Raw genomic sequence first — 1,626 nt, 5'->3', positions numbered from 1 at the left:
CCCCAATGTCGTCAACTTAACATTTAGACTCACGCGAAAGCGTAGGTCTTTTTTTACAAATAAATTTATCAAAAGACTTGACAAAACCTCCCAAAAGTGAGGTCGCTTCGCGACCTTGTCAGTCAAGGGGATGTTCGCAACGGCGCGAACCCTTAACCGCACTTCAAGGAGGTCAGTCTTATGAATCGAATCAACATCTGCAAAAACATTATTCAATCCATCCATGATTATATCACAAATCAGGATAACCTCGATGCTTATCGCGAAAAAAATCGCTTCGTCCGTAAACGGAAACTATCGATTTTTCATGTAATCATGTACCTGCTCTTCACCTCGAAAGCGTCCATGTATCAGAACCTTTTCAGAATCCGAACGGAGCTGAATAAGATTGAATTTCCTGATGTTTCCAAGCAGGCACTGTCCAAAGCCCGGCAGTCTATTCATCCGGATTTATTTCTCTCGCTTTTTAACATCTCCGTAGATCTGTTTTACAAGCAGCTGCCTCAAAGGCGAACATGGAACGGATATCATCTGCTGGCTGTCGATGGATCCAAACTCGAACTGCCGAACTCAAAATCCAATTTCGAATTCTTTGGTGAGATGTTTACTTATCCAAATCCAGAGCGACGATTTACCTCAGGACTGGCATCGATCATCTATGATGTTTTGGACGATTACATCGTCCATGCTTCTCTCAGCCCGTATTTAGCCTCTGAGCGAACGGCAGCGAAGGAGCACATCGCAACTCTGGAAGCACTTGATATCTTCTCCGATAACAGCATCGTCATCTTTGATCGAGGCTATTACTCTGAAGGTATGTTTCGCTTCTTTTCTGAGCGAAATCATCTTTGCCTCATGCGCCTGAAAAGCAATGTAAAGATAGTCAAAAACTGCAAGGGCGATACCATGTCCATCCTGCCGGGCAACCCAAAACTTGGGACGGAAGATGTAAAGATACGCGTCATCGAGGTCGACCTCCCAAATGGCACCAAGGAATATCTCGCTACAAACATCTTTGATTCAGGCATCACTCCGTCGATGTTCAGTGAACTTTATTTCTATCGATGGCCGATCGAAGTGAAGTACAGAGAACTCAAAACCCGCCTATGCCTTGAAGAATTCTCAGGAACCAGTGCCATCTCGATCATGCAGGAATTCTATATCAACCTTCTTCTTTCAAATCTTGCATCGCTTATCAAAAACGAGGCTGACAATAATCTGCAAGTCCCTGCAGAAAGCGCAAATAAGCACCACTATCAATCGAACAGGTCATTTATCATCGGCTGTTTCAAAGGATTACTTCCAAAAATCCTATGCACCATTCTTGAAATGGCCTGTATCGATCAATTATACACAGAATCGCTCCGAACCAAAGGGAAGGTAGTGCCAGACAGATCCTATCCGAGGAAAAAACTCAAGCTGGTGTGCCGAAAGCATTCCAACAACAAAAAGGTAGCGTTTTAATTCTGTTCAAAATCAATACTGTTGAAGGGGCTTTTAACGAAGCTCTGTTAAAGTGCGCCTTCTTTAAAGATTTTTCGCTGGTATTCAAATTTTCCGTCGCCTTTGTGATATCATCCTTCTAGCAACCAATCTTAAGTTGACGTTGGGTTGACGACATTGGGG

1 protein-coding gene is annotated in these 1,626 nt (G+C 43.4%); it reads left to right on the top strand.

The window, feature by feature from the left end:
- Window positions 1-180: 180 nt before the first annotated feature.
- A complete protein-coding gene (locus ACK8P7_RS10900) occupies window positions 181-1,464 on the top strand; it encodes an IS4 family transposase (protein ID WP_410044222.1) in 1,284 nt (427 codons plus the stop codon).
- The last annotated feature ends 162 nt before the right edge of the window (window positions 1,465-1,626 follow it).

Source organism: Oribacterium sp. P9, from assembly GCF_046365365.1.
GTDB lineage: Bacteria > Bacillota > Clostridia > Lachnospirales > Lachnospiraceae > Oribacterium.
Note: the sequence above shows the minus strand (reverse complement) of the source record. Positions and strands in the feature narration are given on the sequence as shown.